This is a genomic window from Salinivibrio sp. MA607 (assembly GCF_001996245.1).
Taxonomy (GTDB): Bacteria; Pseudomonadota; Gammaproteobacteria; order Enterobacterales; family Vibrionaceae; genus Salinivibrio; species Salinivibrio costicola.
The window spans coordinates 1-22,041 of record NZ_MUFJ01000028.1; the positions used below are offsets into that span (position 1 = coordinate 1).

The window sequence follows — 22,041 nt, forward strand, 5'->3', positions numbered from 1 at the left end:
ATCCACTATTATTTGGTTATGCAAGTTGGGATGCTAGGTGGGAGACTTGGTCAACCGGAACCTATGGCCTAACCCTTTATTTCACGCTTCCTTGCTTGCTTATATGGGGACACTATAAACTGGTATGTAAAGGCTACTATTTCCTAGCGCCTTTCTTAAAAAGCAAACGTGTTTATAGCTTAAATCGCCAGACAGGGATGGTGACCTTGTATAAGCGTGGAAATAAAGTGCGCTTTACGCATCCTTTTATCGAATTTGACTGCGTGTTGATGTCAGCACCGAGTCCGCAAGGCCACCTGAACTACAATTTGATGTTGGTTCATCGCTATCAGCCTTATTCTGTGGGTGTGCCTATTAGTAACTTGATTGGCACCAACGAGCGAGTGGTGGAGTACCAGCGTTTGTGGAATATGATCCAGCGTTATATGGATGCGAGTCAACCGATGCCAGATCTGTTGGTATTAGAAGAAGCTCGAGTCAAAGACCCTGTAACCGCTGCTCATGATCAACAGACTGGCCGTGATCCGCGTTACTGGCGAGATATGAGCGATGATACCTACAAGAAGACGCTAGCGGAAATAGCCGAAAAACAAAAAACATCGCCCGCCACCGGTCCAAAGATCAACATTTTTGCGGATAGCTGATATGACCTACAACACCGAGCAACTGCAGCTACAGCCCACTAAACCACCGCACGGTTTTTTGCAGCAGCTACTCACTAAGGGGAAAGTGTTCCCCTTTACCAAGGCAAATGACACTATTGCTTTATCTCTTGCTCGAGAAACGATACCATCGAAAATAAAAGAGACAGAAGGGAATGAAAAGCCATCATTCTGGACCGAAGAAAGCTTAGATAGTGAATCTTTATCAGGCTGGTCTCAACTTTACTTTTTAATGGTGGGACTGGCAAAAATACTATTAATTTTTTTCTTGCCATTATTTTACTTGTTAATCGCATATGCTCTATTTTTTGGTCAAGGAGAATGGGTAGAGAAATGGGAGGATTGGTCAATAATTGCCTATGGCCTAACCCTTTATTTTACGCTTCCTTGCTTGCTTATATGGGGGCACTATAAACTGGTATGTAAAGGCTACTATTTTTTAGCGCCTTTCTTAAAAAGCAAACGTGTTTATAGCTTAAACCGTCAGACAGGGATGGTGACGCTGTATAAGCGTGACAATAAAGTGCGCTTTACACATCCTTTTATCGAATTTGATTGTGTATTGATGTCAGCACCGAGTCCACAAGGTCACCTGAACTACAATTTGATGTTAGTTCATCGCTATCAGCCTTACTCTGTGGGTGTACCTATTAGTAACTTAATTGGCACCAACGAGCGTGTGGTGGAGTACCAGCGCTTGTGGAATATGATCCAGCGTTACATGGATGTGAGTCAACCGATGCCCGATCTGTTGGTGTTAGAAGAAGCCCGAGCCAACGATCCTGTAACCGCTGCCCATGATCAACAGACTGGCCGCGACCCCCGTTACTGGCGGGATATGAGCGATGAAACCTACAAGAAGACGCTAGCGGAAATAGCCGAACAACAAAAAACATCGCCTGCGACCGGTCCAAAAATCAATATCTTTGCAGATAGCTGACATGGTCTACAACACCGAGCAACTGTCGCTACAACCCGCTAAACCACCGCACGGATTTTTGCAGCAGCTACTAATGAAGGGGAAAGTGTTCCCCTTTACCAAGGCAAATGACACCATAGCTTTATCACTTGCTCGAGAAACACTACCATCGAAAATAGAGAAGACAGAAAGGAATGGAAAGCCATCATTCTGGACTGAAGAAAGTCTAGACAGTGAGTCGTTATCAGGCTGGTCCCAACTATACTTTTTGCTGGTGGGATTGGCAAAAGTAGTGTTAATGTTTTTTTTGCCGATACCTTATTTTTTTATACTAGCGTCCCTTTTCTTTGGGCCGATGGATTTCGACTCTTCTTGGAGAAGTTGGTCCACTGTTTTTTATGTGATTACAGTTTATTTTACACTGCCCTGCTTAGTTATATGGGCTCACTATAAATTGGTATGTAAAGGCTACTATTTTTTAGCACCTTTTTTAAAAAGCAAACGTGTTTRTAGTTTAAACCGTCAGACAGGGATGGTGACGCTGTATAAGCGTGGCAATAAAGTGCGCTTTACACATCCTTTTATTGAATTTGACTGTGTATTGATGTCGGCCCCCAGTCCGCAAGGCCACCTAAACTATAACTTAATGCTAGTTCACCGCTATCAGCCTTACTCTGTGGGTGTACCTATTAGTAACTTAATTGGCACCAACGAACGTGTGGTGGAGTACCAGCGCTTGTGGAATATGATCCAGCGTTACATGGATGTGAGTCAACCGATGCCAGATCTTTTGGTGTTAGAAGAAGCCCGAGCCAACGATCCTGTAACCGCCGCTCATGACCAACAGACTGGTCGCGATCCGCGTTACTGGCGAGATATGAGCGATGATACCTACAAGAAGACCCTAGCGAAAATAGCCGAAAAACAAAAAACATCGCCCGCCACCGGTCCAAAGATCAACATTTTTGCGGATAGCTGATATGACCTACAACACCGAGCAACTGCAGCTACAACCCACTAAACCACCGCACGGTTTTTTGCAACGGCTACTGACTAAAGGGCAAGTTTTACCCCTTACCAAGGCAAATGACACCATTGCTCTATCTTTGGCTGGAGAGGTTACGCCCTCTTACCTCAAGGATATTGAAGGTGATAATAAATCGTTATACTGGAATGAAGAAAGGTTAAATAGTGAAGCGCTATCCGGCTGGTCTCAGTTTTATACATTTTTACTAACTATGACAAAAATACTATTGATTTTGTTTTTGCCATTGTTTTACTTGATTTTTCTTTTTCCATTATTATTCAGTCATGGAAGTTGGGGTGAAAGATGGGATGACTTGTCAGCTGTTTTTTATGGCCTGACCCTTTATTTCACACTTCCTTGCTTGCTGATATGGGGGCACTATAAACTGGTATGTAAAGGCTATTATTTTCTTGCTCCTTTCTTAAAAAGCAAACGTGTTTACAGCTTAAACCGTCAAACAGGGATGGTGACGCTGTATATGCGTGGCAATAAAGTGCGCTTTACGCATCCTTTTATTGAATTTGACTGTGTGTTGATGTCGGCACCCAGTCCTCAAGGCCACCTGAACTACAACTTAATGCTAGTTCACCGTTATCAACCTTACTCTGTGGGTGTACCTATTGGCAACTTAATTGGCACCAACGAGCGTGTAGTGGAGTACCAGCGCTTGTGGAATATGATCCAGCGTTACATGGATGTGAGTCAACCGATGCCAGATCTTTTGGTGTTAGAAGAAGCCCGAGCCAACGATCCTGTAACCGCCGCTCATGACCAAGAGACTGGTCGCGATCCGCGTTACTGGCGAGATATGAGCGATGAAACCTACAAGAAGACGCTAGCGAAAATAGCCGAACAACAAAAAACATCGCCTGCGACCGGTCCAAAAATCAATATCTTTGCAGATAGCTGACATGGTCTACAACACCGAGCAACTGTCGCTACAACCCGCTAAACCACCGCACGGTTTTTTGCAGCAGCTACTAACTAAGGGGAAAGTGTTCCCCTTTACCAAGGCAAATGACACCATTGCTCTATCTTTGGCTGGGGAGATTACGCCCTCTTATCTCAAGGAGATAGAGGGCGACAATAAGTCGTTATACTGGAATGAAGAAAGGTTGAATAGTGAGGCATTGTCCGGCTGGTCTCAGTTTTATACATTTTTACTAACTATGACAAAAATACTATTGATTTTATTTTTGCCTTTGGCTTATTTAATATTGATTTATCCACTATTATTTGGTTATGCAAGTTGGGATGCTAGGTGGGAGACTTGGTCAACCGGAACCTATGGCTTATCCCTTTATTTCACGCTTCCTTGCTTGCTGATATGGGGTCACTATAAGTTGGTATGTAAAGGCTACTATTTCTTAGCACCTTTTTTGAAAAGCAAACGTGTATATAGCTTAAACCGTCAAACAGGGATGGTGACGCTGTATAAGCGTGGCAATAAAGTGCGCTTTACGCATCCTTTTATCGAATTTGATTGTGTATTGATGTCAGCACCGAGTCCGCAAGGCCACCTAAACTATAACTTAATGCTAGTTCATCGCTATCAGCCTTACTCTGTGGGAGTGCCTATTAGTAATTTAATTGGCACCAACGAGCGTGTGGTGGAGTACCAGCGCTTGTGGAATATGATCCAGCGTTACATGGATGTGAGTCAACCGATGCCCGATCTGTTGGTGTTAGAAGAAGCCCGAGCCAAAGACCCTGTAACCGCCGCCCATGACCAACAGACGGGCCGCGATCCGCATTACTGGCGAGATATGAGCGATGACACCTACAAGAAGACCCTAGAGGAAATAGCCGAACAACAAAAAACATCCCCCGCCACCGGCCCAAAGATCAACATCTTTGCGGATGATTAAAGTGACTTGAGCAGACTTCTTCAGTCTGAAGCAGCGAGAGGCGCTCATCATAAAGTAAGAGCAGGCCAAATAACCTTTATTTATAACCTCATAATACTAAATAGCAATTGTATTAGCACGTTGCGAGAGGAATAATAAATATGGCTCGCTCTTACAATTAACCATTTTCACCAAAGGTGTTTAATGCCTGCTCTGCACTCATTGGTTTAAAGTGGTAGAACCCTTGAATTTCATCGACACGCCAGACGTTGAGAATGCGCAATTGAGACGCGGTTTCGACGCCTTCGGCAACGGTGGTCATGCCCAGCTCTTGAGCCATGTTGATGATGCTGCGGACTAAGGTTTTGGCCTTTTCATTGGTTTCAATTTCGCTCATATACGATTTATCCAATTTGACGATATCGAGCGGGAAATTACACAGCGAGCTAAACGATGAATAGCCGGTACCGAAGTCATCTAAGGCTAGCTGGACGCCTAACGCTTTGAGGGCATGCATCCGTTCAATTGTCTCCTGGTCGGCACCGAGTAGAATACTTTCGGTAACTTCCAGCACCAGCTGTCCTGGCGAAAGTTGGTACTGCTTAATGAGTCGCTGCAAGTTATTAATCAGCGCACTTGCGCCAAAGTGAGGACTAGAGAGGTTGACATGAATGGTGAGACGGTGCTGCGATTTTTTACTCCAATACCTTTGTATGGTTTGTAAAAATGCGCAGGCTTTTTCTAACACCAGTTCGTCGAGCTCAATAATTAATTTGTGTTTTTCGGCCAACGGAATAAAAACCCCTGGCGATATCATCCCCAAATCGGGATGATGCCAACGCGCCAATGCTTCAAAACCGATCACTTGATTCGATGTCGCGTTAACGATGGGCTGGAAGAAAGCGGTAAACTCTTCGTTTTTCAGTGCAGTGATCAGGTTTCGATTAATTGTTAATGTCTCATTGGCAGCTTGCACAATCTCTTCATCAACAATCGTCACATTGTGCTTGGGTACCAACTGTTGCTCTATCGCGTAGAAACCACAGTGGACGAGGGGTTCAAAATGGGTAAACGCGAACTCAGGCCCTATCATTGCGGCGTTAAGGCCGATATCAAAGTCTGCAGTCGTCTCAGCTAGATGACTTGCACTGACTTTTAGCACGGTATTCGCGCGAGGAATAAATTGCTCCTCCTCTATTTGATCAGTAAAAACGATAAACTCATTTTCGCTTAGCCTACCGATTTCCGCTTGCGGAAACTGTTGCTTCAAAGCATCAGCGATATGCTTTACCGCATTGTCATAGGCTTGATGCCCATATATCTCGTAAATTTCACGAAGACGTGTGGCAATTATGTAGAGGGTGATAATGGCCTTTTTGTTCGTAAGCGCTTGATTTAAGGCTTTAGTTGTCGAGGGCCGATTAAGTAAACCAGACAGGGTGTCATGGTGTGATAGTGTTTCTATTAAAGCGGCTTGTCGTTTTTGCTGGCTAATATCTTTCACCGCCAGCATCACAGTTTGAGACGTCTGATTGTCTAGCCGCATCGCTTCTACATTGCAAGAGATAGTTTGCCCAGTGACACTGCGTAGGTTAGTTTCAAAGTGAGTAACATCCTGCTCGTCTTGTTTTTGGAAGGCATTCAGATCAGACAGTGTGCCATCTTTGTTATTTAATAGGATATCGAGTGGGGCATCGATAAGCTGTGTGCGTTGATGACCAAGCAAATTAAGTAGTGCCTGATTCACGTCGACAATCTGGTTATTTTCTAAAAGTATCATGCCTAGATGTTGGCTATGGTACAGCGCTTCAAATTTAGACAGTGTTTCTTTAAGTTGTTGTTCGGCGTAAGAGGACGTGCTCGCCATTGCCTCGATTTGTTCAGTAATGCGGGTAAACATATCTTTGGGCGCTGTGATAGGAGCTGTGTTACCGAGCAGAGCGTTCACATTTTTCTCAAAAGAGATAAATTGTCTAGCAATATTGTGTCGATAAAGCAGATAAACCACGAAAGCGATAAATGAGGTCATCGCTAGTAAAGCTAAGATAAGATATTGAAATACTTGCTTTCCCTTTTGATAGTAATGGCGAGATTCGGTGGTTTCTAAGGCCGCAATGGGGCGGTTGCTCAAATCATATAAGGGGGTATAGCGGGTTATCTTATTGTCAGTACGAACAATGCGTTCAACGCTCCCTTCTCTTGTTATATCCCCCTTGTTAACGAGACGGTTGTTGCCCGCTAATATGTTATCGTAAGCGGAGGGAAAGCGACCCGTCAGTGCTTGCCCCCAAACCATCCAGCCGACGACCGGTGCAGTGCCCGCACTGTCTCGGACTGGGTTGACACTGATCACCCATATGCGGCCTCTAAGCTGGAGTAAACCAGCGAAAGGAGTCAGCTCTTTATCAGGAATGGGTTGATGAATATGGGCTGTGACGGCAGGGGAGCGATATATTGCATCAATAATCGACTTGTTGCCCGCATCTTCCAGTACTTTTGCTTCGACTACCTCACCACTTAAGTCGGCAAATCCCATCATATCTAAACTGAGTGCGAGTAATGTCTCGTCGCTTAGATTCCTCTGCGCATAGCGATTATTACCTGTTGTAAGTAGCGCGTAAGTATCATCCCAATAGGCCCAATCAATTGCATATTCAACTTGATTATCGATGACACGCTGAATCACCGCTTTGGCTTGCTGATTTGCGCGCGTGATTTCTATGTCTTCTAGGTGGTCAATACCGAAGAGGAAAAAATAGCGAGTCAATAAAAGGCTACTGAAAATAATGGCAAGTAACCCTAGGATAAAAATAAGTGCTGCTTTGCTGTGAAGCGTAACAAATCGCGTCCGTGTCATTTAATACCTAGCAAGAAAAGAGGAAGGCCCGACGCCGAGGCTTTAAATTAGGCGAGTACACCACAACAATCAATAGTGTTGTTAATGTATTGAGATGTTATTCAGTATTTAGGGATAGACTTATCAACAAGCGCCGATATTACGGGGTTTACAGTGTAAACTGGATCACTTTATGTGACGCTGTCACATTTTATTTTTGGTGTGTCGATTACAAACAAGAGCCCCTCGTATTATTGCTAAGACGAGGGGAAAGTGTATAACAATGCTTAGCTGGTCGATGACTCCAACTGCCAATGATGCTTAATCTTCTCTTGATTGTGCTTGGGCGAGTGAATAGTGAATGCAATACACAAGGATATAGTGATCATTACCAGCATCACACTAAACGCGGCAACAAAACCGCCAAATAGCGCCGCAATGACAGAGCCCATAAAGCTACCGACACCAAAGCCCAGGTACATAAAACCATAGTTTTGGCTGAGGTGGTTCATGCCAAAATAGTCGCTCATCAAGGTGGGGAATACGGTAATTGCTCCGCCAAAACTGAACGCGACACAAGCAACCGATAAATAGAAGCTGTATTGGTCCAGTGGCATAAAGCGGAGCATACCCACGCCTGCCGCGCAGACGAGGAGTGCCAAGCCAACCACTTTGCTGCGCGCCATGCGATCAGACAACACCCCCAGTACCAGACGGCCGCCTAGATTTGCCAGTGCGATAATGGCAACCGCTTCCGCAGCGGTGGCAGCATCAAGGTGGACATAAAGTTCACCCACATCTTTAGCGACGCCAATGACATAAAGCCCACTCATACAAATCGTGACAAATACCGTGGCAAGTAACCAAAATTGCGGGGTTTTAAAACATTGAGAAAGGGTGTAATCAGCAGGCGCATCGGCCTCAGATGCGTTTGTGGCGACTTTTTGCTGTGGCGCATCGTGCATCAGTGCGCCGCCAATCACGACCATCACACAGGCCAGAACCGCCCACATTTGAAAACTTAGTGCTGCGCCGCCTGCGGCTAAAAAGTATAGATTGATGTATTTAAAACCTAAGCTGCCTAACCCATAAGCGCCAATGGCACAGGCTGAGGCAAGCCCTTTGTTTTTGGGAAAAAAGCGTACGCAATTGGAGAGCGTCATGAGGTAGCCAGTACCATCTGCTAAACCAATCAGAAGGCCGGCGGTAAGGTAAAGTAGCCATAGTTGGCTGATCACCGAGGTTAGCGCGAGACTGGCGCCAAGCAGTATGCCTGCGCCAATTGTCACGCGGCGGACACCGAATCGTGCTTGTAGATGGCCCGACACGGAAGAAGCCAGAGCCAATGCCAGTGTCATAATGCCAAAGGTGAAGGCCACTTGACTGACCGGCTCGTCAAGCTGGGCTGCAAGGGGAGCATTAAACAGGCTCCACGTATATACAGAGCCAAGTGCAAACTGGGCCAATACGGTGCCGATAAGGGTTTTGATGCCGGGGGATAAACGTGCGTTCATGGTAACGCTCCAGGGTTTTATCTATTGAGAACACCCCCAAGATACGACCCTGAATCCCCACATCAAGAGTAGGTGAAAAAGATAAAATGAGCTGCAGTTAGCGGGCATGAACTGCAGCGAGAGGGCATGAATTACAATTGCATCCGTTCGCGAAACGCTTTCAGATTACCGCGACTGACCAAGACAGGATCAGAAATGCCGGGGAGGAAAACGTGATAGGTGCTGTTTAAGCCTGGTTCAATTTCGGTGATTTTATCTAAGTTGATGCAATAAGAGCGATGGCAACGAAAAAAATTAGCCGGCAATTGCGTCATCAATTCACTGATAGTGTAAGGCACATAGAACTCACCGTCGGGTGTGTACACCAAGGTGGTCTTTTCGTTGGCAGCGGCATAAAGAATGTCGGCGGTATCGGTAATGCGGATCCGATTATCACGCATCAAATGCAAGGTATGGCGTTGCTCTGTCAGGGTATCGGTAGGTGCAGCCGCGAGAGCAAGCTTATTGAGTACGCCTTTCACCCGTGTTTCGTTAAGCGGCTTAAGCAGGTAGTCGAACGCTTCAAGCTCAAAAGCATCTGCGGCATGCTCTTTGTAAGCGGTGGTAAAAATCACAAAGGGCGGGCGCGCATCGGCATGTAAACTCCGCGCGAGTAACATGCCATCAATCGAGGGGATATTGATATCTAAAAACAGCACGTCCACTGAATGGGTCTGCAGGTATTTTAGCGCTGCAAGCCCATCATCAAAGCTTTCGATGATCTCGAGATCACTATGCTTTTCAACTAAGTAACGTAGCTCTTCTTGCGCTAAGTATTCGTCTTCGACAATGACAGCGCGAAGCATGAAGGCTCCTTATGGTTAATCACAAATGATACACGTGTGCCGGGATTGCGTGGCTCAACAGTTAAGCCTTGTCCATAGAGCATGATTAAACGCTGATGCACATTCATCAATCCAATATGATGACTGTCGATGGTGCCATGATAAAGTTGCTCGACAATATTAGGATCGATGCCGATCCCGGTATCTGTGATGCTAATCTCCGTTCCTTGCGCAATTTCGCGCACCGCAATGATAACATCACAAGAACGACGAGAAGGTTGAAAACCATGGCGAATCGCATTTTCAACCAGTGGCTGTATCAGCAAGGGCGCAATATTGGTGTCGGTCGTTTCAATATCAAAGCGGATCGTAAGTTTGTCACCAAAACGTGCTTGCTCAATGGCGACATAGTCTTTGACTTGTTTAATGGCATCACTAATGGGGATCAGATCCTGCGTGCGCTCTAAATTGTAACGCATAAAGTCGGCCAAATTGGCAATCAAGCCACGGGCGTCATCCGGACGCAGGCGGATCAAGCTGGAGATCGCATTGAGGGCGTTAAACAAAAAATGAGGGTTAATTTTACTTTGTAAGGCAGAAAATTCGGCCTTACTCGCCATTTCTTTGAGGTTTTGTATCCGCGCAACTTCCATTTGGGTCGAAATCAATTGTGATAAACCAATCGCCATTTCCTGCATGGGGCGACGAATACGATGGGGCTGGCGATAAAAAACCTTTAAGGTTCCCGTGACCACGCCATTTTCCCATAGCGGAATGATCAACAAAGAGCGAAAATCATGCACATTGAGATCATTGCTGATAATTTGTTCACCGGTTCTTACCGCTTGCTGAGTAAGGCGGCTAATTTGGTGATGGGCATCAATGTATTGCTCCTCACCAATGCCAACATACGCCAAAACATCGGCGGTATCGGTAATAGCCACGGCATCGGCACCGGTGTCTTTACGAATAATACTGCACGCTTTGGTCAAACCTCGCGCCTCTCCGCGTCGAAAATACGGTAGAGTGCGGTTGGCAATATCTAACGCTTGCTTAGCCTGCTGGGCGGCTAAATGTTCTTTTTCATCATCGATGTACTGCACCAGTTGGATGATCAGGCCAATACAGACGGTACCCGCAATCATCGGGAAGCTAATGGTAGCAACAATGTGTTGGGCGAGCGTTTGATCGCGGGCAAGCAAAAGGATAAGCAGCATCGTCAGCGATTCGCAGAGCATACCCGCCAAAATGCCGTAGCGTGCATAATGCTGTTTATCTGCGCGATAATGAATCAGTGCCGACAGGCACCCAGCAATAATACTGGCGATCAAACAGGCTTGTGAGGTTGGCCCATCAATATCGATAAGATAGCGGTGAACGCCCGAGACGACGCCGGCAGTCACGCCAACCCAAGGACCAAACAAAATACCGCCGGCGATAATGGCGATGATGCGTACATTTACCAGCGACCCATCGACATTCACTCCCGTGTAGGTACTGAATAAGGCAAACAATACAAATAAAGCGGCAATGAGCGCTGTTTCCATTGGATGGCGCTGGGTCTTCTGTACGATGGTTTGGATCAGATGGGTGCGAGTGAGCCAAAATAAGGCCATGAGTAATAAGGCGGCACGTTCAAATACCGCCAACAGCATCAATAACTGGTCGTTATACGCTAACAAAAGAAAAGACCGTGTTTAAATAAAGGGCGACGGTATGCTGCCAATTACTTGCGGCGGCAGAACTCAGCGATCACGAACAACGTTTGGCCGTTCACTTTACCCTGCACATGGGTGGGATCATCGGTCAGGTTAATGCCACGGATCACGGTACCTTGTTTGATTACCTGGCTTGAGCCTTTCACTGGCAAATCTTTAATCACGGTCACGTCGTCGCCTTTTTGCAGCGCCACACCATTTGCATCCAGCACTTTAACTTCTTCGATATCTTGACCGGTTTCCGCCCATTTACGCACGTCATCTTCCATATACATCATGTCGAGATTATCTTGCGCCCAGCTTTCACTCGAAAGGCGAGAAAGCTGGCGATAAGCGACGACTTGCACGGCCGGCTCTTGGCTCCACATGCTGTCACTCAGGCAACGCCAGTGGTTCACATCCATATTGTCAGGATTACTTAGCTGGTCATGACAGGTGCCACAAACCAATACGCAGCTGTTCGCGGTGGTATCTGGTGAGTACGGGACGTCATATACAGATAAGTTGTCTTGGCGGGTACAAAGTTCACATTGGCCGCCGCTGCGTGCCTGAAGTGTTTGTTCAATACTCATAAATGTCTCGTGTAGGGCAGATCGAGCCTGCGTTAACAATGCGGCAGAGTGTAATCGCTGACATAAATTCTTACAAGTTATAAGGGATTAAGTCAGCGAATTGATGGATGATTATAGACACAAAAATGCCACGCCAATGCGGCGTGGCATTTTATAAACGATGGCACCGCGCCATTAAGCGTTTGCAGTGTCTTGTTTCACCACTTCGTGGTGCTCGAAGATAGTCTTATCTTGGCCACCGGTTAAGCGTGAGGTGAGCGTGCCAGCAGTCATTGAGCCGCTAACGTTAATCGCGGTGCGGCCCATATCGATTAACGGTTCAATTGAGATTAACAGACCCGCAAGTGCGACCGGCATATCCAGTGCCGAGAGTACAATCAGCGCGGCAAACGTTGCCCCGCCACCAACGCCAGCAATACCGAAAGAGCTCACCGTTACGATGGCAACCAAGGTCGCGATAAAGCCAGGATCGAGCGGATTAATACCAATGGTTGGTGCAATCATCACCGCCAACATGGCAGGGTATAGCCCTGCACAGCCGTTTTGCCCCATGGTCGCACCGAAAGAGGCTGAGAAATTGGCACTGGCCGGATCGTTCCCCAAGTTCTTCATTTGAGAATCAATGTTTAGCGGAATAGTCGCGGCACTAGAGCGCGATGTGAAGGCAAACGTTAGTACCGGGAGTATCTTTTTCAAGTATTGAGCTGGGCTCATTCCTACTAGGCCGATTAAGATCAAATGCATCACCAAAATCGCGCCTAGGCCAACGTATGAAGCGACAACGAAGTTTGCCAGTTGCAGGATTTCACTGACATTTGATCCGGCAATGACTTTTGTCATGAGTGCCAAGACACCGTATGGCGTTAAACCGATAATCATGCGCACCAGAGTACGTACAAGCGCCTGAGCAACATCCATAAAGCGTTCAAAGCGCTCACCCAGTTCAGGCTGTGTGCGTGAAAGCGTTACTCCGGCAATTCCCACAAGCGCAGAGAAAATCACCACAGCAATCGTAGACGTTGGACGGCTTCCTGCTAAATCTGCGAACGGATTTTGTGGGAAGAAAGAGATCACCATATCAGCCAGTGACAGGTTTTCAACGGTACCTAGGCGTTCTTCAAGTGCAGCCCCGCGAGCCATTTCTTGCGCACCTTGCACGATATCTTGCGCAGACAATCCAAATAGACTGCTGACGAACACGCCAATGAGTGCAGATGCTGCGGTCGTTGCCAGCAAAATCCCAATATTTAAGCTAGAGACTTTACCCAGTGAACCCGAGTCTTTCACCTTTAAGATGGCACCAATAATTGATACGGTAATCAACGGCATGATGATCATTTTTAACAAGCTCACGTAGCCTGAGCCGACGATATTGATATAGTCAATGGTTTCGCGTGTAACCGTGCCGTCAGCACCATATAACGCTTGCAGCGCAGCACCGAATGCCACCCCTAAGCCTAAGCCAGTAAAGACTCGCGTTGATAGGGATTTTTGTTGCTTGTGCAACTTCACAAGCACTGCCAGTAACAGCGCAAAAGCGATCAGATTTAAAAGGATAACTGTCATAGTTGGCGTTCCCACCTAGAGAATTATAATAATTTCAGCGTTAGATCCCGTGGATGTCGTTCAGGGATCGATATTGGTTCGCATCTTATGCCGACGGATACACATAATGAAGACATATGTCACATTACGGCTAGATAAAAAAAGCACTTATTAAAACTAAAAAGAATATGGAACAGTTATTGCACAATTTGCGGTGGTATATCGCGCAATGGCGACGACAAGTTATTCCGGCTGTTTTAAAACAAGCGTTCGTTCTAGGAATACACCTAAGGTTCCGGTAAGGTAAGGCCGCGCGTGTTGACTCACCCTCACCGTGTTTATTTTTGGACGCATACCAGGAGTGATGTGTTATTGATTTGAAGGATTCACAATGAGCAGAAAAATCTACTTCTCGACCCCGGGCCGGTTTAGTGCAAAACGTACGTTGATAGGCGCGGTTAGCCGTTGTCATCATCGACTTGCCCCCAGTCATGCAAGGAAGATTGCCCGCAAGCTCTTTCTTACCCCCACGCGCAGTCCAGCGGTGAACGCGGCCCCGAATGGCTTAGAGCGGTTTACTGCGCAAAGTCAACAAGGCGAGCTACAGATGTACAGCGTTGGCGCGGGCCCGACCTGGTTACTGACACATGGATGGTCCGGTTCGGCGAGCCAATTTTTTCCTTTAATGGCGCATATTGCCTCGTTGGGTTTTCGCGCTGTGGCGTTTGATCATCCGGCCCATGGTGAAAGTGGGGGGCACGAAAGCCATATTCCAGGGTTTGTGCAGGCAATCAACGATGTTTTGGATCAAGTAGACAACGTTTCTGGTGTCGTCGCCCACAGTATGGGTGCGGCGGCCGTCCTCGAGAGCCAACATCCGCAATTAGATGACTTACCATTACTCTTGGTCGCGCCTGTGTTGAATTATCGTGAGAATCTGTATGCAACGGTGCGTCAGTCCGGATATTCACTCAAGCTGTTTGATGAAATTGTACAAGAAGTGGGGGAGCAGCATGGTTATCCGATCGAAACCATCGAACCCTTGACTAAACTCGGCGCGCGTCGTCATCAGGTGGTCATTGCGCATGACAGAAGCGATCGTTTTGCCTCGTTCAGCGTGACTGAAAAAGCAAACGACTATCAACATGTCTGCTTGCTGCCTACTGATGGGCTAGGGCATGGGCGGATTTTAAAAAGCGACGTGACTTTACAAGCGTTTACTGATCTTGCGGCTAAGACGGATCCAGCGGTACACAGTGTTGAGAGCGCAACGTCAAGTAGCGATATCGCAGCGCGGAAAAAAAACTGGCAGACAATTGAGACCAGCGCGTCAGCCATGGATGTGTAAGCCACCGGCAAATAATCTAAAAAAGGCACCGACGTCTGCGGTGCCATATGGGGTCTATAGTATGTGGCTTATAAAAAACGTATTACTCGCCAGCTATCTACTCGCCAGCTATCGACAAACGGGCAAACCGTATCCGAGGGGCGAAGAAGGCGCCATCGTAATTAGGCGTGACTGTGTTGCCAATCGCATCAATCTCATTGAGCATGGTATAGAAATTACCTGCCACTGTGATGCCACGCACGGGGCGAACACGTTTACCGTCACGGCACAAGAAGCCACTGGCTCCAAACGAGAAGTCGCCACTGATAGCATTCGCGCCAGAATGCACCCCTTGCAGCGAAACCAGTTCGAGATACTCGCCTCCATGCACTTCGGCACCACTTTGTTTGCCGGCGGCAATGAGGTCGTGACGTGAAGTGACATCTAAGCCGCCTTTCGGGCTGCGGCCGGCGTTGGCAGTGTGACGCACGCCAAAATGATGGGCCGTGGCGCTATTATGTAACAACCCAACTAATATGCCATTTTCAATTAGCGGCGTGTCGGTTGTAGCAAAGCCCTCGCTGTCAAAGGCTTTGCTGCGCATCCCGTCATCGATACGTGCGATATCGGTAATGGTCAGGGCTGGATCGGCAATCGGTTTTCCGATTTTTTCGCGCCATGGATTGGTACCCCGTTTGGCCGCATCCCCCGAAAAACAACTGCCAAATGCGCCCAGCAATTCGCTTAAACAATTATGTTCAAACACTACCGCATATTGACCGGTTTTGACTGGCCCACCCTCTAACAATGCATCAGCCGTGTCATAGGCTAAGCGGGTTGCATATGCTTGGTCGAGATCGGCAAAGCGGCGTGACACTGACGCCCCCAAATGCATCGATTGCTTGCCGTCGTGATTGAGCAGTGCTGCCGTGTAGCAGCTAAAACTCCGTTCGCGATGATAGCAGCGTGTGCCCAGGGTATTAGCCAGCAGCTGATACTGGGTTTGCTCACCGTAGCCATTGTAGGGCGCACCCGTTGCCCGTGGTTGATTGACCACGTCTTGCTCCATCGCCAGCGCTAATGCAATCTTATCTTCAATCGGCGTATTATCTGCTTGAAACAAAGTGGGATCTTGGCTATCGATCTGCTGCCCTTCGGCGCGAATTTTCTGGTCAGGGTCGGCTTTGGTAAAGCTCGCATTCGTTAGCGCGGCATTGACCATGCTGGCAAGGCTGTCGCTATCTAGCGATTCGGAATAACTGGTGGCAACTTGGTCACCTTGGATCACACGTACGCCAATCACTTGGCCCGCGGTGACTTTGTGCTCGGACAGATCGCCTTGATCCGCCTTCAATGACAAGCTTTCACTGGCGTTGGCAATGACGTCTGCATGGGCCCCTTTTGCCTGAACGAGTGCTAATACCTGATCGACGGCATCGCTTAGGGTTGCTTTCACGTTTTGCTCACTCATGCGTTACCGCCTCCTACTAGGATGTTGTCGACTTTAAGTGCGGGCTGACCCACAGTCGTCGGTACGGCACCACTCACAGAGCCACACATACCCGCGGCGAGGGCGAGATCCTTACCAACCATGCTAATTTCTTTAAGTACTTTCGGACCGGTGCTGATTAACGTTGCGGACTTGAGTGGTGCGGTGATTTGGCCATCTTCTACCAAATAGGCTTCTTGCACCGCGAAGTTAAACTCGCCGGTGCCGGGCTGTACTGAACCACCACCCATTTTTTTAGCATAAATGCCGCGCTCCATGGAGCCAATCATCTTATCAAGATCATCATTACCCGGCTCGATAAAGGTGTTCCGCATCCGCGAGGTCGGCGCGAACTTGTAAGACTCACGACGGCCTGAGCCGGTGCGTGCATAACCGGTTTTCAGGCTGCCCATATGATCGACCATAAACGAGGTGAGCTTACCGTCTTTGATAAGCTGGGTATGCTGAGTCTCCATACCTTCATCATCGATGTTAATTGAGCCCCATGCGTTGGCTAAGGTGCCATCATCGACGGCGCTAACCACTGGGCTAGCAATCATCTCACCCATTTGATCATGAAACACCGAGGCTTGTTTGGCTACCGAGGTGGTTTCTAGTAAATGGCCACAGGCTTCGTGGAAAATGACCCCACCGAATCCATTTCCAATAACCACGGGCATTTCACCAGAAGGACAGGTTTGGGCGCCGAGTTTGGTTAATGCTTGACGTGCAACGCGTTCGCCCATCGCCACGGGATCAATATCGTGATGAAATTCCCAGCCAGTGAGTGCGCCAGGGGCATCAAAGCCGGTCGATTGCTCTTTTCCATCGGTGGCAACCGCGGTTGCAGCAATCCGAGTGTAATGACGTGTATCGCTAACGTGCAACCCGCGAGAGTTAAAGATCTCAATCTGTTGTTCACGTTGGCCGACGCGACCAATAATTTGTGTGATTTTTTCACTTTCGGCGCGTATACGTTGGTCTACGTGGCGTAAAAAATCGACTTTATCTGCCACATGCTGGTCACGAGATAGAGGTTCAGACACAGGATGTTTGTCATTTAAATGCGACAAATTAAGGGGGCCAGCAGCGGCAATTTGGTCACGCTTATCACGCGCGCAAAGTAAACTGGTCACTTTTTTAAGCTGTTCTTCATCGCGACTATTGGTATAGCCATAAAGGACCTTATGACCGAAAAACAAACGGATACCAATTCCAAAATCAATCCCTGAACTGACTTTATCCACCTCACCAGACAATAACTCGACGTTGCCCGAGTGGTGGTGCTCGACAAAGAGCTCGGCGAAATCTGCGCCCATAAACATGGCGTGATCAATCACCGATTTTGCCGTTGATGGATTCAGCATACTTCCTCCTAAGAAGTGTGTTAGCGAATCTTTTATTCTACCCAATAGCGCCAAGTGCTCCATCTAAATCTAATGAGCCTAAGCGAAATTAATTTAGGTGGTGGTGAAAGGCGCACCACCACGAAGTGGTGGCTTTAATCAAACCCTTCTTGCTGATCTAGGTATTGCTTCACAATCTCAAGTGGCGCACCTCCGCAACTAACCAGACAATAACTTCTGCTGTAAAAAACTGGCTTCCAGTAAAACTTACCCAAGTACTCAGAAAACTCCTTTCTAACAAGTCTTGATGTGGAAGTTTTTAAGCTGTTCACCATTTTGCTTGGTTGTATTTTGGGGTTCGCAGAAATCAAAAGGTGAAGATGATCTGGTTCACCGTTGCACTCCAAGAGTTCACAACCCCAAGTTTCCAGTAATCTTTTATACTGAGACTCTAAGTACGCAGCAACTTCTGGCGTGATACAATGACGGCGATATTTAGTCACAAGAACTAAATGGTAGTGAATGTTATAAACGCTGTGATAAAGCGTGTTTAGAGCTTGTTTTTTCATAATAACTAAATATAATCAGTTGTATGAAAAAAGCAATCCGTAAAGTCACATTCAAATTAAAACCATCTGCTTCTCAAGAAGAATCGCTGATGGATTTGTTTGTGCATCATCACCAGTTGTACAACTGGGCTTTACGTGATCGCATCGAAACTTACCGCAATTCTGATTATGGCCTTAGCTTTTCAGAGCAGTGCAAAATTAATACTCTCTGGCGCAACACTCGCAAAGCGCATGGCATTTTCAATGCCAATGCTCAGAGTGAACAAGTCACATTAAAGCGGGTTGCACTGGCATTTGACGGGTTTTTTCGCCGTTTAAAGAAAGGTGATAAGAAAGCTGGCTTTCCACGATTTAAGCCATTTCAACGATTTAAAGGCTGGGGTTACAAAGCGCATGGTGATGGATGGAAACTTCACCTAAAAGAGAAAAAACATGGCGCAGTTTATCTGGCTAATGTCGGCATCGTTAAGATCCGAGGCAAAGCCAGAAACGCTGGCGGTAAGCCAAAAACTGCCGAGATCATTCGCAAGAATGGTGAGTGGTTTATCTCGGTTTCAATGGAATACGATTCCATTGAAAGACAGTGTGGCACTAAAGCCATTGGTCTTGATTGGGGTGTTTCTCATTATTTTTCGACCATCGATCAAGATGGTCATTTTGAGCAAGTCGAAAACCCTCGCTACCTGAGAAACAGCAAAGATCAACTAGCGTCTTTGCAACGCGACCTTGCGTTAGCAAAAAGGGGGACTCGCGCCCATCGCAAACTGAAGCACAGAATTGCTAAATTGCACCAAAAAATCGCCCGTCAACGACTCGATTTTACTCATAAAGAAACTGCAAAGTTAGTGAAAGTGGCGGCATTAATTGCCACTGAAAAACTAACCGTTAAGAACATGACCAGCACCGCCAAAGGGACTGCTGAGAAGCATGGGAAGAACGTAAAACAAAAGGCTGGCTTGAATCGGGAAATCCTGAATACCGCGCCAGCCATGACTCTTAATTTGCTGTCCTATAAAGCGGAAGAAGCTGGTAGCGAATACGTTGAAGTACCAACAAAGCAAGTTAAGCCAAGTCAAACCTGCCCAGACTGCGGAGCTAAGAAGAAAAAAACCTTAGCTGATCGCTGGCACTCATGCGATTGTGGCTGTGAGAAGCCCCGAGATGTAGCCAGTGCGCAAGTTAATTTAAACTGGGCGTTAGGTATTCAGGCTGGGAACCAGCCTAAAGAGGCAGCTTAGGCTTTCTTTTTGAAACTCCTTCAAAACGCGCAGCGTTTAGTGGGAGTTGTTCATCAAGCTTTTATCAGCAATGATCACCACGTTCAGTGAGTGCATGATATTTCATCACTTTCTGTGTAATTGACTGGATGGGAAATGGGGCTTTTCAGTGCATGATTACCAATAGGCGACGACTTTTTCGCGATCCGTTACACTACGTCGATGCAGATAACGAGCAGGATAAAGCAATGAGTCACGTAGCAGCCAACATCATCACTGGCTTTCTTGGAGTGGGCAAAACGACTGCCATTCGTCATTTGCTGGCGAATAAACCTGAGCAAGCGCGCTGGGCGGTATTGGTCAATGAGTTTGGTGAAGTGGGTGTCGATGGTGCGATCCTCTCTGAGCAAGGTGCGCTGGTGAAGGAGGTGCCGGGGGGATGCATGTGCTGTGTCGCTGGGTTGCCTATGACGGTAGGCTTGAATACGCTATTAGCGCAAAAGCCGGATCGAATTTTAATTGAGCCGACAGGGCTGGGTCATCCTAAGGATATTATCGGTAAGCTTACCCAGCCGCCTTTCGATACCCATTTGTCGCTACACGCGACGATGACCTTGGTGGACCCGCGTTGCATTGACGATGTGCGTTATCGTGAAAATCAGAATTTTCACGATCAAATCGCGTTAGCGGATGTGGTGATCGCCAACAAGCTCGATCAGTGTACTGAAGGGCAAATCGCAACGTTTTATGATTATGTCGCGGCGTTTGATGGCAAGAAAAGCTTGGTGACTGGCGTTGAACACGGCGCGCTCGAGACGGCATGGCTTTCGCTACCTCGGCAAGATCGCAAAGCGCATTATCACCATCATCACAGCAATGCTGAGCCGATGACCACGCTTGCGTTGGGTCCAGATGACATTTTTACCCGCAAAGAAAATCAGGGGCAGGGCTATGTCAGTTGTGGTTGGTTATTTGCCGCGCACTGTTGTTTTCCCTTTGATGCCTTGTATGGGTTATTTAGCAATCTCAATGCTCAGCGAATCAAGGCGGTGGTAAACACCGAAGAGGGATTTTTTGCGTTTAACGTTGCCAATCAGGTTGTCACCGTCACACCCATGTCGATTGAAACGGCAGAGTCACGGATTGAGGTGATTGATATCCAACCCTTACCGTGGGATGAGTTAGAAACCATCTTGCTTTCGTTTCTCGAGCCGCCGGCCGAATAAATCACGCCGTTATAGAAAATGACAATAAAACCGGTCAGTATCACTGACCGATTTTTATCGACGTTGACGATGACGTTGGGTTAGCTGGCGTATTTCGCTGTGAGTACTTGCCAGCTGCGTTTTTGTTGATGAAAACGCAGTTTCAAATCTTGATATTGCTGACTTAACTCGGCCTTTTCTACTTTTTCGCGGAATTTATCGCGTTCAAATGCCAGTAATTGTTTTTTGAGCGTGTAGTAATCAGCCATCTTCGCCACCAAGGTATCGTATTCTTGTTGTAGAATTTGCAAGCGATGCGCGGCATTGGGCTTATTGCTTAGCTTTTGCGTTGCACGCTGAAGCTGCATTGTCGCCCGTGCTTTTTCTATCTTTTCTTCCGGCGTAACACGCAGCTTTTCAGCCAACCCAAGCCAAGAGGCCGTTTTAATTAACCACTTCGTTGGATCAAATTGCCACCAGCGAATGCCGTTGCGGTAATCATTCTCAAAGATGTGATGGAAATTATGGTACCCCTCACCAAAGGTCATAAAGGCTAAAACACCATTATCGCGGGCTGTATTCTTCTCGGTATACGGTTGACTTCCCCATACGTGGGCCAAGGAGTTAATGAAAAACGTTGTATGGTGGCTGAGCACTAATCGTGTGAAGCCGACCAGTAAAATGGCCCCCCACACATCGCCGTGAATCACGCCAAACGCGATAGGAAAACCAAAGTTGGTTGCCAGTGTCAGGGCCAAGTAGTGCTTGTGCTGCCACATCACGATCTTGTCTTTTTGCAAGTCACGACAATTGCTGTAATCACCATAACGGTCGGGATGATATTCACGTAACATCCAGCCTAGGTGCGAGAACCAAAAGCCGCGTTTCGCCGAGTAAGGGTCGACATCGTTGTCATCTACGTGACGATGGTGAATACGGTGATCGGATGACCAATGAAGGGCACTGTTTTGGAGTGCAAACGCGCCCCCAATGGCAAAAATAAACCGCAGGACCGGATGGGCTTGATAAGTTTTGTGGGCCCATAAGCGGTGATAGCCTGCCGTTATCGACAGCCCACAAAAACTAAAGGCGACAATCAGTGCGGTGATCTGCATCCAATCGAAACCATGGTGCCAAGCCCAAAGCGGGGTGCCAATGACTGCGATGAAAAACGTGAGCGTAAATACGCTGATATTTAGCCAAATCAAACGTGGTTTTTGTGGCGGTGAGGTTGTCGTTTTGGTTTCCATAACTCTTATCTTTATTTAAGCGTACACTTGTACGCTAGAATAGATGGGGGTCATCAATTGGTCAAGGCCTCGTCATCCCCTTTGTGCGCAAAATTGTTTCTGGGTTTGTCATCGAAAGATTAATGATTGAAATGGCTATACTTAGGTAAACATGGGAAAGCGTTGGGAGGATGC

Annotated in this window: 18 protein-coding genes; 8 read left to right on the forward strand and 10 right to left on the reverse strand. The window is 47.2% G+C overall.

From position 1 onward, the window contains the following. The 5 genes from BZG81_RS12425 to BZG81_RS12445 all read left to right on the forward strand — a co-directional run. The coding region (locus tag BZG81_RS12425; protein WP_077677526.1) for a hypothetical protein at window positions 1–644 on the forward strand (644 nt) is incomplete at its 5' end. Window position 645: 1 nt separating this feature from the next. Then, window positions 646–1,602 (forward strand): hypothetical protein, encoded by a 957-nt coding sequence (locus BZG81_RS12430; RefSeq protein ID WP_077677527.1) that lies wholly within the window; start codon window positions 646–648, stop codon window positions 1,600–1,602. Window positions 1,603–1,675: 73 nt separating this feature from the next. Then, complete coding sequence (locus BZG81_RS12435) at window positions 1,676–2,560, forward strand: hypothetical protein (RefSeq protein ID WP_241827392.1); 885 nt, start codon at window positions 1,676–1,678, stop codon at window positions 2,558–2,560. Between the two features lies 1 nt (window position 2,561). Further along, on the forward strand, window positions 2,562–3,518 hold the full coding sequence (locus BZG81_RS12440; protein ID WP_077677529.1) for a hypothetical protein: 957 nt from the start codon (window positions 2,562–2,564) through the stop codon (window positions 3,516–3,518). 1 nt (window position 3,519) lies between these two features. Further along, window positions 3,520–4,476 (forward strand): hypothetical protein, encoded by a 957-nt coding sequence (locus BZG81_RS12445; RefSeq protein WP_077677530.1) that lies wholly within the window; start codon window positions 3,520–3,522, stop codon window positions 4,474–4,476. A 157-nt stretch (window positions 4,477–4,633) separates the two neighbouring features. Here BZG81_RS12445 and BZG81_RS12450 read toward each other — a convergent pair whose 3' ends face one another. The 6 genes from BZG81_RS12450 to BZG81_RS12475 all read right to left on the reverse strand — a co-directional run bounded on the left by BZG81_RS12450 (window position 4,634) and on the right by BZG81_RS12475 (window position 13,485). Further along, on the reverse strand, window positions 4,634–7,312 hold the full coding sequence (locus BZG81_RS12450) for a bifunctional diguanylate cyclase/phosphodiesterase (protein WP_077677531.1): 2,679 nt from the start codon (window positions 7,310–7,312) through the stop codon (window positions 4,634–4,636). Window positions 7,313–7,578: 266 nt separating this feature from the next. Continuing rightward, window positions 7,579–8,805 (reverse strand): OFA family MFS transporter, encoded by a 1,227-nt coding sequence (locus BZG81_RS12455; protein ID WP_077677532.1) that lies wholly within the window; start codon window positions 8,803–8,805, stop codon window positions 7,579–7,581. A 131-nt stretch (window positions 8,806–8,936) separates the two neighbouring features. Continuing rightward, the gene (locus BZG81_RS12460; protein ID WP_077576950.1) at window positions 8,937–9,650 is read right to left on the reverse strand and encodes a LytR/AlgR family response regulator transcription factor; all 714 of its coding nucleotides are present in this window, start codon (window positions 9,648–9,650) and stop codon (window positions 8,937–8,939) included. Then, window positions 9,614–11,284 carry a LytS/YhcK type 5TM receptor domain-containing protein gene (locus tag BZG81_RS12465; RefSeq protein WP_077677533.1) on the reverse strand — a complete coding sequence of 557 codons (1,671 nt, stop codon included), beginning with the start codon at window positions 11,282–11,284 and terminating at the stop codon, window positions 9,614–9,616. The genes BZG81_RS12460 and BZG81_RS12465 overlap by 37 nt, the downstream gene beginning before the upstream one ends. A 71-nt stretch (window positions 11,285–11,355) precedes the next feature. Further along, a complete protein-coding gene (locus BZG81_RS12470; RefSeq protein ID WP_077460788.1) occupies window positions 11,356–11,919 on the reverse strand; it encodes a PhnA domain-containing protein in 564 nt (187 codons plus the stop codon). A 174-nt stretch (window positions 11,920–12,093) separates the two neighbouring features. Then, window positions 12,094–13,485, reverse strand: coding sequence for an L-cystine transporter (locus BZG81_RS12475; RefSeq protein ID WP_021023917.1), 1,392 nt, complete (start codon window positions 13,483–13,485; stop codon window positions 12,094–12,096). A gap of 370 nt (window positions 13,486–13,855) precedes the next feature. Between BZG81_RS12475 and BZG81_RS12480 the strand changes: the two genes are divergently transcribed. Further along, window positions 13,856–14,812: an alpha/beta hydrolase gene (locus BZG81_RS12480; protein ID WP_077677534.1), complete on the forward strand. Its 957-nt coding sequence runs from the start codon at window positions 13,856–13,858 to the stop codon at window positions 14,810–14,812. A gap of 97 nt (window positions 14,813–14,909) precedes the next feature. On the opposite strand, the gene BZG81_RS12485 is transcribed toward BZG81_RS12480, so the two are convergent. The 3 genes from BZG81_RS12485 to tnpA form a co-directional block, all read right to left on the reverse strand. Next, window positions 14,910–16,262, reverse strand: a complete 1,353-nt coding sequence (locus BZG81_RS12485; RefSeq protein WP_077677535.1) for a TldD/PmbA family protein — start codon at window positions 16,260–16,262, stop codon at window positions 14,910–14,912. Beyond that, the gene (locus BZG81_RS12490) at window positions 16,259–17,647 is read right to left on the reverse strand and encodes a TldD/PmbA family protein (RefSeq protein ID WP_077460784.1); all 1,389 of its coding nucleotides are present in this window, start codon (window positions 17,645–17,647) and stop codon (window positions 16,259–16,261) included. The genes BZG81_RS12485 and BZG81_RS12490 overlap by 4 nt, the downstream gene beginning before the upstream one ends. A 134-nt stretch (window positions 17,648–17,781) precedes the next feature. Beyond that, complete coding sequence (gene tnpA, locus BZG81_RS12495; RefSeq protein ID WP_077677536.1) at window positions 17,782–18,195, reverse strand: IS200/IS605 family transposase; 414 nt, start codon at window positions 18,193–18,195, stop codon at window positions 17,782–17,784. A gap of 23 nt (window positions 18,196–18,218) precedes the next feature. On the opposite strand from tnpA, the gene BZG81_RS12500 reads away from it, so the two are divergent. Both BZG81_RS12500 and BZG81_RS12505 read left to right on the forward strand, forming a co-directional pair. Next, entirely contained in the window at window positions 18,219–19,433 is a 1,215-nt protein-coding gene (locus BZG81_RS12500) for an RNA-guided endonuclease InsQ/TnpB family protein (protein ID WP_077677537.1), read from the forward strand. Between the two features lie 227 nt (window positions 19,434–19,660). Then, window positions 19,661–20,638, forward strand: a complete 978-nt coding sequence (locus tag BZG81_RS12505) for a CobW family GTP-binding protein (protein ID WP_077677538.1) — start codon at window positions 19,661–19,663, stop codon at window positions 20,636–20,638. Window positions 20,639–20,718: 80 nt separating this feature from the next. On the opposite strand, the gene BZG81_RS12510 is transcribed toward BZG81_RS12505, so the two are convergent. Continuing rightward, complete coding sequence (locus BZG81_RS12510; protein WP_077460782.1) at window positions 20,719–21,867, reverse strand: fatty acid desaturase; 1,149 nt, start codon at window positions 21,865–21,867, stop codon at window positions 20,719–20,721. Window positions 21,868–22,041: the final 174 nt, after the last annotated feature.